Annotated in this window: 3 protein-coding genes and 2 rRNA genes (1 of these 5 cut by a window edge); all 5 read left to right on the top strand. The window is 65.3% G+C overall.

All coding sequences use genetic code 11. The features are described 5' to 3' along the window. Window positions 1–1,191 (top strand): 23S ribosomal RNA (locus AAHK21_RS10385) (it extends 1,703 nt beyond the left edge of the window). 137 nt (window positions 1,192–1,328) lie between these two features. Next, window positions 1,329–1,444: ribosomal RNA gene (rrf, locus tag AAHK21_RS10380) — 5S ribosomal RNA — on the top strand. A gap of 155 nt (window positions 1,445–1,599) precedes the next feature. Then, window positions 1,600–5,082, top strand: a complete 3,483-nt coding sequence (gene recC / locus AAHK21_RS10375) for an exodeoxyribonuclease V subunit gamma (RefSeq protein ID WP_367857190.1) — start codon at window positions 1,600–1,602, stop codon at window positions 5,080–5,082. Then, on the top strand, window positions 5,079–8,750 hold the full coding sequence (recB, locus tag AAHK21_RS10370) for an exodeoxyribonuclease V subunit beta (RefSeq protein WP_367857189.1): 3,672 nt from the start codon (window positions 5,079–5,081) through the stop codon (window positions 8,748–8,750). The genes recC and recB overlap by 4 nt, the downstream gene beginning before the upstream one ends. Next, the gene (gene recD, locus AAHK21_RS10365) at window positions 8,747–10,822 is read left to right on the top strand and encodes an exodeoxyribonuclease V subunit alpha (RefSeq protein WP_367857188.1); all 2,076 of its coding nucleotides are present in this window, start codon (window positions 8,747–8,749) and stop codon (window positions 10,820–10,822) included. Before recB ends, recD begins: the two co-directional genes overlap by 4 nt. Window positions 10,823–10,853 lie beyond the last annotated feature (31 nt).

Genomic DNA, 10,853 nt, shown 5'->3' with positions numbered 1-10,853 from the left:
GTGAGGGTGAAGCACTTGCTGCGTAAGCCCACGCCGGTCGAAGATACCAGGCCGCTGCGACTGTTTATTAAAAACACAGCACTCTGCAAACACGAAAGTGGACGTATAGGGTGTGACGCCTGCCCGGTGCCGGAAGGTTAATTGATGGGGTTAGCGCAAGCGAAGCTCTTGATCGAAGCCCCGGTAAACGGCGGCCGTAACTATAACGGTCCTAAGGTAGCGAAATTCCTTGTCGGGTAAGTTCCGACCTGCACGAATGGCGTAACGATGGCGGCGCTGTCTCCACCCGAGACTCAGTGAAATTGAAATCGCTGTGAAGATGCAGTGTATCCGCGGCTAGACGGAAAGACCCCGTGAACCTTTACTATAGCTTTGCACTGGACTTTGAGCTTGCTTGTGTAGGATAGGTGGGAGGCTTTGAAGTGGGGACGCCAGTTCTCATGGAGCCATCCTTGAAATACCACCCTGGCAACCTTGAGGTTCTAACTCAGGTCCGTTATCCGGATCGAGGACAGTGTATGGTGGGTAGTTTGACTGGGGCGGTCTCCTCCCAAAGAGTAACGGAGGAGTACGAAGGTGCGCTCAGACCGGTCGGAAATCGGTCGTAGAGTATAAAGGCAAAAGCGCGCTTGACTGCGAGACACACACGTCGAGCAGGTACGAAAGTAGGTCTTAGTGATCCGGTGGTTCTGTATGGAAGGGCCATCGCTCAACGGATAAAAGGTACTCCGGGGATAACAGGCTGATACCGCCCAAGAGTTCATATCGACGGCGGTGTTTGGCACCTCGATGTCGGCTCATCACATCCTGGGGCTGAAGCCGGTCCCAAGGGTATGGCTGTTCGCCATTTAAAGTGGTACGCGAGCTGGGTTTAGAACGTCGTGAGACAGTTCGGTCCCTATCTGCCGTGGACGTTTGAGATTTGAGAGGGGCTGCTCCTAGTACGAGAGGACCGGAGTGGACGAACCTCTGGTGTTCCGGTTGTCACGCCAGTGGCATTGCCGGGTAGCTATGTTCGGAAGAGATAACCGCTGAAAGCATCTAAGCGGGAAACTTGCCTCAAGATGAGATCTCACTGGAGCCTTGAGCTCCCTGAAGGGCCGTCGAAGACTACGACGTTGATAGGTTGGGTGTGTAAGCGCTGTGAGGCGTTGAGCTAACCAATACTAATTGCCCGTGAGGCTTGACCATATAACACCCAAGCAATTTGCGCCGAGGCCAAATTGTGGTGGTGAAGACGAAACGAACCGAAAGTTCGCGACGAACCACAAATATCGCATATCCGAATTGGCTGGCATGTCTGCAAAGACGTACTGGCAACCGAATTTCTTGACGACCATAGAGCATTGGAACCACCTGATCCCATCCCGAACTCAGTAGTGAAACGATGCATCGCCGATGGTAGTGTGGGGTTTCCCCATGTGAGAGTAGGTCATCGTCAAGATTCATTTCGCAAAACCCCTATCTGCGCGAGCAGGTAGGGGTTTTGTCTTTGTGCCCGGAAAACTCATGGCCTGACCGGGCAGCATCGCGAGACCTCGCCTGCTGTCTCCGTGATAAGGTTTCCCGTCAGCATCAACCGCATTCCCGAGAGCTTCTATGCCGCAGACCACCTCACTCCACCCAGGTTTCATGATCGTCCAGGGCAATCGCCTGGACGAGCTGCGCAATCTGGTGGTGAGCGTGATGCGCCGCTACCCCCTGGCGCCGTTGGAGAACGAGATTGCGCTAGTGCAGAGCAACGGTATCGCCCAATGGCTGAAACTGGCTCTGGCCGAAGACCCGCAAGACGACGATCAGGGCGGTTGCGGCATCGCCGCTGCCATTGATGTGCAGCTCCCGGGCAGCTTCATGTGGCAGTTGTACCGCCGCGTGTTGGGCCGAGATGAAATCCCCGAGGTTTCGCTGCTCGACAAGGCCCCCCTGACCTGGCGCCTGATGCGCCTGCTCCCGGAAGTGATCGAGCGCCCGCACTTCGAACCACTGCGCCGCTTCCTCACCGACGACAGCGACCTGCGCAAGCGCTACCAGCTGGCCGAACGCCTCGCCGACCTGTTCGACCAGTACCAGGTCTACCGCGCCGACTGGTTGAAGGACTGGGCAGATGGTGCCCATGTGCTCAATACCGCCCGTGGCGAGCGCAAGCCCTTGGCTGCTGGCAATCGCTGGCAGGCCGAGCTGTGGCGGCTCCTGCTCGAGGACGTGGGCGAGGAGGGCATGGCTCAGAGCCGAGCTGGTGTGCACCAGCGCTTCATCGAGCGGATCAACAGCCTGGAGCAGGCGCCCCCAGGGCTGCCGGCGCGGTTGATCGTGTTTGGCATTTCGTCGCTGCCGGCACAGATCCTGGAAGCGCTGGCAGGCCTTGCCCGTTTCAGTCAGGTGCTGCTGTGCGTGCACAACCCCTGTCGTCACCACTGGGGCGATATCGTCGCCGACAAGGACCTGCTGCGGCACCAGTACAAACGCCAGCAACGCAAGCAGGGCATGCCTTTGCAGCTGGATGACGAACTGCTGCATCAACACGCCCATCCGCTGTTGGCGGCCTGGGGCAAGCAGGGACGAGACTACATCAACCTGCTCGACAGCTACGACGACCCAGGCAGCTACCAGAATGTCTTCAGCGAAGGCCGTATCGACCTGTTCAGTGACGCGCAACCCGAGACCCTGCTCAACCAGTTGCAGGACGATATCCTCGAGCTGCGGCCTTTGGCCGAGACGCGTACGCAATGGCCAGCAGTCGATCCGACCAAGGACCGCTCCGTGCGCTTCCATCTGGCCCATAGCCCGCAGCGCGAAGTCGAGATCCTCCACGACCAGTTACTCGCCCGCTTCAGCGCCGACCCGACTCTGCGCCCGCGCGATGTCATCGTCATGCTGCCGGCCATCGACACCTACGCGCCGCATATCCGTGCCGTGTTCGGCCAGCTCGATCGCAACGACCCGCGCTACATCCCCTTCACCCTGACCGACCAGGGCCAGCGTGGTCGCGACCCACTGCTGATTGCCCTGGAGCACCTGCTCAAGCTGCCCGACAGCCGCTTTGCAGTCAGTGAAGTGCTCGATCTGCTGGACGTACCGGCCGTGCGCGCCCGTTTCGCCATCCAGGAAGGCGACCTGCCGACGCTGCATCGCTGGATCGAAGGGGCGGGCATCCGCTGGGGGCTGAGTGCCGAACAGCGCGCCAGCCTGGGGCTGCCGGAAGGTCTGGAGCAGAACAGCTGGCGGTTCGGCCTGCGCCGGATGTTGCTGGGGTACGCGGTCGGGGTGGGCGAAGGCTGTGACGGCATCGAGCCTTATGATGAGATTGGCGGCCTCGATGCCGCATTGATCGGGCCGCTGGTGGCCTTGCTCGATGCCCTGGAGGTCGCTTGCCAGGCCCTGACCCAGCCGGCCTCGGCGCCAGAGTGGGGCGCACGGCTGCACGCCCTGCTGCAGATCTTCTTCCTGGCCGAGAACGAACACGACGAGCTGCTCCTGGTGCAACTGCAGGATCTGCGCGACACCTGGCTGGAGACTTGCGAGGCGGTTGGCCTGCAAGACCTGCTGCCGCTAACGGTGGTGCGCGAGGCCTGGCTGTCGGGGTTGGACCAGGGCAAGTTGTCGCAACGCTTCCTTGCCGGTTCCGTGAACTTCTGCACCCTGATGCCCATGCGCGCCATCCCGTTCCGCGTGGTCTGCCTGCTGGGCATGAACGATGGTGACTATCCACGCGCCCAGCCGCCCTTGGACTTCGACCTGATGGCCAGCGACTATCGTCCGGGCGACCGCTCCCGACGGGAGGATGACCGTTACCTGTTGCTCGAAGCCCTGCTGTCGGCACGTGACCAGCTCTATGTCAGCTGGGTCGGGCGCAGTATCCGCGACAACAGCGAGCGTCCGGCCTCGGTGCTGATCGGGCAACTGCGCGATCACCTGGCTGCCGGCTGGCAGCTCGCCGGGGCCAAGGCCGGGTTGCGCGATGACGCTGGACAGCAGTTGCTGCATGCGTTGACCCAGGAGCATCCGCTGCAACCGTTCAGCCAGCGCTATTTCCAGAAAGGCAGCCCGCTGTTCAGCTTTGCCCATGAGTGGCTGGCCTTGCATCAGGCCGAGGACGGCGCAGCCTCCGCTACTATCGGGCTGTCGCCCTACGTCAGCGATGAACCGCTGAACCTGGTGCAGCTTCAGGATTTCCTGCGCCACCCGGTACGGCATTTTTTCAGCCAGCGCCTGAAAGTGTTCTTCGAAACGTTGGAAGCGCCGACGCCGGACGAAGAACCCTTCGTGCTGGATGCCCTGCAACGCTATGGCCTGAGTGAAAGCCTGCTCGGCGCTGCGCTGGCCGACCCCGACAACGCCGAGCGGGCCTTGCAAGCCCAGGCCCGGAGGCTGCAGGCCTGCGGGCTGCTACCGTTGGCCGGATTTGGTGAGGCCTTGCAGGCGGAGCTGATCCAGCCGCTGCCGGACTTGCTGCAACGCCATCGACAATTGCTGCAGCGCTGGCCGACGCTGGTCGAGGGTGCCCTGCCGATTCACTTCGAACAGGGCGCGCAGCGCCTGGAAGGCTGGCTCGGCCGTGTGTACCAGGGCGAAGACCAAAGCCTGCTGAGCATCGCCACCGTGCCCAATACCCTCAGTGCCGGGCGCAACAGCCTGAAATGGCATCGCCTGATTCCGGCCTGGGTCATGCACCTTGCCGCCTGCGCCTCGGGCTATCCGCTGCACAGCGCGTTGGTGGCCAGCGACCTGACCTTGCTGTTGGCACCGCTGCCGCAGGCCGATGCGACGCAGCGCCTGGGCGAGTTGCTGGTGGCACGCCAGGCGGGAATGAACGCGCCCTTGCCCGTCGCGGCCAAGACCGCCTTCGCCTGGCTCGCCCAGGAGGACCCGGACAAGGCCCTGGCCGCCGCAGCCCGTGCCTACGAAGGTGACGGCCAGAACAGCTTCGGCGAGCGCAGCGAGAGCCTGGCCCTGGCCCGTCAATACCGTGACTTCGCCGCACTGGCCCTCGAGGAAACCTTCGAGGGTTGGTGCGAAACCCTGTATCGCCCCTTGTTCGCGGCGCCCTGGCAAACCCTGGGTAACCCGGAGAGCGCCCAATGACCCAAGCCCGCCCCCTGGCGCTGAGCTTTCCTTTGCACGGCAGCCAACTGATCGAGGCCAGCGCCGGCACCGGCAAGACCTTCACCATCTCGGCCCTGTACCTGCGCCTGATCCTCGGGCATGGCGGCGAGCAGGGCTTTGCCCGCGAGCTGCTGCCGCCGCAGATCCTGGTGGTGACCTTCACCGATGCGGCAACCAAGGAACTGCGTGAGCGTATCCGTGGGCGCCTGGCCGAAGCGGCGCGCTTTTTCCGCGGCGAACTCGAGGATGCCGACCCCTTGCTGCACCTGCTGCGCGAGGATTATCCACAGGCGCACTGGCCACGCTGTGCCAACCGTCTGGAAATCGCCGTGCAGTGGATGGACGAAGCGGCGGTGTCGACCATCCACGGCTGGTGCCAGCGCATGTTGCGCGAGCATGCGTTCGACAGTGGCAGCCTGTTCACCCAGAGCCTGGAAACCGATCACAGCGAGTTGCTGGGCCAGGTCATGCGCGACTACTGGCGGCGCTTCTGCTACGGCATGCGTGGCGAGTCGCTGGCCTGGGTGCGCGGCAACTGGGGCAGCCCCGATGCCTTGTTGCCAAGGATCAGGCCATTGTTCGGCCGAGTGCGTGGCCAGGTGGACGATCAGGAGCCGCAAGCCTTGATCGAGGCGACCCTGCGCCAGCGCACCGAGCAGCTGGCCCAGCTCAAGGCCCCTTGGGCTGCCTGGGCCGATGAGCTGCAGCAGATCTGCCGCGATGCCGTGGCCGCCAAGCAGGCGGACGGGCGCAAGTTGCAGGCACGCTACTTCGAGCCCTGGTTCGACAAGCTGCGCGCCTGGGCCGGTGATGAGCAGGCCATGGAGCTGGACCTGGGCACCGGCTTTACCCGGCTGACCCCGGCGGGCATGGCCGAGGCGTGGAAGGCCGGCGAGCCACCGCAGCACCCGGCGCTGCACGCCATGGCGGCCCTGCGTGAACAGTTGCAGGGGCTGGCCAGTCCCGATGCGCGCCTGCTGGAGCATGCCGCCGCCTGGGTTTCGGCGCGTTTCGAGGTAGAGAAGCGCCGACGCGCCGAAATGGGCTTCGACGACATGCTTTTACGCCTTGAGCATGCCCTGGGCAGCGATGCCGGCGAGCGCCTGGCCGCGTTGATCCGCGAGCAGTTCCCGGTCGCGTTGATCGACGAGTTCCAGGACACCGACCCTGTCCAGTACGGCATCTTCGAACGTATCTACCGTATCAGCGAGAACAACCCGGACACCGGCCTGTTCATGATCGGCGACCCCAAGCAGGCGATCTACGCGTTCCGCGGCGCCGACATCTTCACCTACCTGGCCGCGCGCCGCGCCACCGCCGGGCGCCTGCACAGCCTGGACACCAACTACCGCTCCAGCCAGGCCATGGTCGCGGCGGTGAACCGGGTATTCCTCCAGGCCGAGGAGCGTGCCGAGGGCCGTGGGGCATTCCTGTTCCGGGCCCATGGCGATAACCCGCTGCCCTTCGTCGAAGTACGCGCCAAGGGCCGTGGCGAGCAATTGCTGGTGGCCGGTCAGCCGAGCGCAGCCCTTTGTTGCTGGCAACTGGAAAGTGATGAGCCGGTATCCAGTACCTTGTATCGCCAGCAGCTGGCGGCCAGTTGCGCGAGCCATATCGTCGAGCTGCTCAATGGCGGGCAGCAAGGCGTCAGTGGATTCGCCGACACCGCTGGCAAGTTGCGCCCCTGCCTGCCCTCCGATATCGCCATCCTGGTGCGCGACGGCCGCGAGGCCCAGCTGATCCGCGCCGAGCTGGCCGCCCGCGATGTGCGCAGCGTATACCTGTCGGACAAGGACTCGGTGTTCGCCGCCCAGGAGGCCCACGACCTGCTGGCCTGGCTCAAGGCCTGCGCCGAACCGGACTCGGAGCGCCTACTCAAGGCCGCCCTGGCCAGCCTGACCCTCGACCTGCCGCTGGTCGAACTGGAGCGCCTGAACCAGGACGAACGGGTCTGGGAGGGCTGGGTGATGCGTTTTCGCCGCTACCGCGACATCTGGCAACGCCAGGGCGTGCTGCCGATGCTGCGCCGCCTGCTGCATGACTTCCAGCTGCCCCGCGCGTTGATGGGCCGCAGTGACGGCGAACGCGTGCTGACCAACCTGCTGCACCTGGCCGAGCTGTTGCAGCAGGCGGCGGGCGAACTGGATGGCGAGCAAGCGCTGATTCGCCACCTCACCGAGCACCTGGCCAACGCCGGGCAGGCGGGCGAGGAGCAGATCCTGCGCCTGGAAAGCGACGAGCAACTGGTCAAGGTGGTGACCATCCACAAGTCCAAGGGCCTGGAATACCCGCTGGTGTACCTGCCGTTCATCTGCACCAGCAAACCGGTGGATGGCCAGCGCCTGCCCCTGGGCTGGCACGATGACCAAGGCGTGGCGCACCTGACCCTGACACCGAATGCCGAGCAGATCGAGCGCGCCGACGACGAGCGCCTGGCCGAGGACCTGCGCTTGCTCTACGTCGCCCTGACCCGTGCCCAATACGCCTGCTGGCTGGGCGTCGCCGACCTCAAGCGCGGCACCCAGCGCAGCTCGCAACTGCACCGTTCGGCACTGGGTTACCTGCTCGGCGGCGGGCTGCCGTTGCCTGCCTCCAGCCAGTTGGGCGAGTGGCTCCAGGCGCTGGCGGCGAGCAACCCGGCCATCAGCCGGGAGGCGCTGCCCGAAGTGCAGACACAGAGCTATCGCACGCCGGACAGCCAGCGCGAACTCCTGCCGCCACGCAAGCCACGGCGCGCCGCCGCGGAACACTGGTGGATTGCCTCCTACAGTGCCCTGCGGGTGGGCGACCAGACGCTGATCGCCGACAGCTCCCAGGCCCAGCAACTGCTGGACGACGAGGTGCTGGACAGCCAGCTGCTGCGCGAGGTCCCGGCCGAGGCGGGCGATATCCACCGCTTCCCCCGTGGGCCGAACCCGGGGACCTTCCTCCATGGTCTGCTCGAATGGGCGGGTCGCGAAGGTTTCGCCGAGATCAGCAGCCAGGCCGAGGTGATCGAGCGCACCGTGGGGCGGCGCTGCAATCGACGCGACTGGACCGGCTGGATCCCCACGCTGACGCAGTGGCTGCAGCAACTGCTGCTGCAACCCATGCCGCTGCAGGGGGCCACCCTTACCCTGGCGCAACTGAACCATTACCAGATCGAAATGGAGTTCTGGTTCGCCAGCCACCAGGTCGACGCCCTGCGCCTCGACTACCAGGTGGCGCGCCATACCCATGGCGGTACGGCGCGCCCGGCCGCGCAGCCGACCTTGCTCAATGGCATGTTCAAGGGCTTCATCGACCTGGCGTTCGAGCTCGATGGGCGCTACTACGTGGCCGACTACAAGTCCAACTGGCTTGGCCCCGACGCCGAAGCCTATGGCGACCTGGCGATGGAGCAGGCGATCCTCGAACACCGCTACGACCTGCAGTACGTGCTCTACCTGCTGGCCCTGCATCGCCAGTTGCGCGCCCGCCTGCCTGACTACGACTACGATCGGCATGTCGGTGGCGCCGTGTTCATCTTCCTGCGCGGCGTCACGTCGGCGGGCCACGGGCTGTATCATGCGCGCCCACCCCGGGCGCTGATCGAGCAGCTCGACGCGATGTTCCGGGGTGAGCAAGAACCTGAACAACAGGACCTGTTTGCCGGAGCCGCGCCATGAGCCGCAACCTCGATGACCTGCTGCCCACGCCATTGCAGGCGGAGCATCTGAGCGCCCTGGCGCCGCTGAGCGCCAGCCACGACCTGCTGGCGTTGCTCGATCGCTGGGTCGAGCGCGGGTGGTTGCGTGCCCTGGACCGGGCTTTCGTGAGTTTTCTCGAGGAGCGGGCGCCAGGCAGTGACCCTTTGGTGCTGCTGGCCGCGGCGCTGGCCAGCCACCAGCTGGGGCATGGGCATGTCTGCCTGGATCTGCGCCAGACCCTCGCTGAACCAGACTTCGCCCTGTCGCTGCCTCCGGAAGGCGATGCCCTGGCCGGGCCGCTGCTGCTGCCTTCGCAACTGCTGGCCAGCCTTGACCTGGGTACCTGGCTGCAACGGATTGCCGAGAGCCCGCTGGTCGCGGCGGGCGATAGCGTCGAACAGCGCGCCCGGCCCCTGGTGCTCAGTGCAGAGCGCCTGTACCTGCGCCGCTACTGGGCCTACGAGCGGCGGATCGACGGCGCCCTGCATGAGCGCCTGGCACGCCGTCAGCCTCAGCCCGCCGATCTGGCCCAGCGCCTGGCGCAACTGTTCGACGGCGGCTCGGCGGCCGGCGAGGTGGACTGGCAGAAACTGGCCTGCGCCCTGGCCACCCGAGCGGGTTTCAGTGTGATCACCGGCGGCCCCGGCACCGGCAAGACCACCACCGTGGTGCGCCTGCTGGCGCTGTTGCAGGGGCCGGCGGTCGAGCAGGGCCGACCGCTGCGTATCCGCCTGGCGGCACCGACCGGCAAGGCCGCGGCGCGCCTGACCGAGTCCATCGGCCAGCAGGTCGAGCGCCTGCAGGTGGACGTTGAGGTACGGGCGCAGATCCCCACCGAGGTCAGCACCGTGCACCGCCTGTTGGGCAGCCGTCCAGGCTCGCGGCATTTCCGCCATCATGCCGGCAACCCGCTGCCGCTGGATGTGCTGGTGATCGATGAAGCCTCGATGATCGACCTGGAGATGATGGCCAACCTGCTCGATGCCCTGCCGTCCACCGCACGGCTGGTGCTGCTGGGCGACAAGGACCAACTGGCCTCGGTGGAAGCCGGGGCGGTGCTGGGCGACCTGTGTCGCGACGCCGAGGAAGGCTGCTACTGGCCGCAGACCCTGGCCTGGCTGGAGCAGGTGGGCGGGCAGTCGCTGGCGGGCAGCGGCCTGAAACCGGGCGATGGCCAGCGCAATCCGCTGGCCCAGCAGATCGTGATGCTGCGTCATTCGCGGCGTTTCGGCGAAGGCAGCGGCATCGGCCAGCTGGCGCGCCTGGTCAATCGCCAGCAGGCGCTGGAGGCGCGGGCGCTGCTGGCGACCCGGCCTGCGGACGTTCATTGCCTCACCCTGGGCGGCGAACACGACAAGCGCTTCGATCGCCTGTTGCTCGACGGCCTTGGCCAGGGCGGCGAAGGGCCGCAGGGTTACCGTGGCTACCTGCGCACCATCGGCCGCTTGCGCCCGCCACCTGGCACGCCGGGCGACGATCCGCGCTGGGAGCGCTGGGCGGCCGAGGTACTGCAGAGCTTTGAAGCCTTCCAGTTGCTTTGCGCCGTGCGCAGGGGCGCCTGGGGCGTCGAAGGCCTGAACGAACGCGTGGCCCGGGTGCTGCACAATGCCGGGCTGATCGATAGCCAGCAACCTTGGTACGAGGGCCGCCCGGTACTGGTCACCCGCAACGACTACGGCCTCGGCCTGATGAACGGTGATATCGGCATTGCCCTGCGCCTGCCGGACGAGCAGGGCGAGGCGCTGCTGCGCGTGGCCTTCCCGCGCAACGATGGCAGCGGTGGGGTGCGCTTCGTCCTGCCCAGCCGGCTCAGCGAAGTGGAAACCGTTTTCGCCATGACCGTGCACAAGTCCCAGGGCTCGGAATTCAGCCATACCGCGCTGGTGCTGCCCGATGCCTTGAACCCGGTGCTGACCAAGGAACTGGTGTACACCGGCATCACCCGCGCCAAGCATTGCTTCAGCCTGATCGAGCCGCGCGCCGGGGTGTTCGAGGAAGCGGTGGAGCGCAAGGTCAGGCGTGTCTCGGGGCTGATGCTGGAGCAAGTCTGACTCTGGAGTTCGCCGCCGATATGCTATCGTT

This window comes from Pseudomonas sp. TE50-2 (genome assembly GCF_040813665.1).
In the GTDB taxonomy this organism is placed as follows: Bacteria; Pseudomonadota; Gammaproteobacteria; order Pseudomonadales; family Pseudomonadaceae; genus Aquipseudomonas; species Aquipseudomonas soli.
The sequence above is the reverse complement of the archived record's forward strand: the minus strand, read 5'-3'. Positions and strand labels throughout refer to the sequence as shown.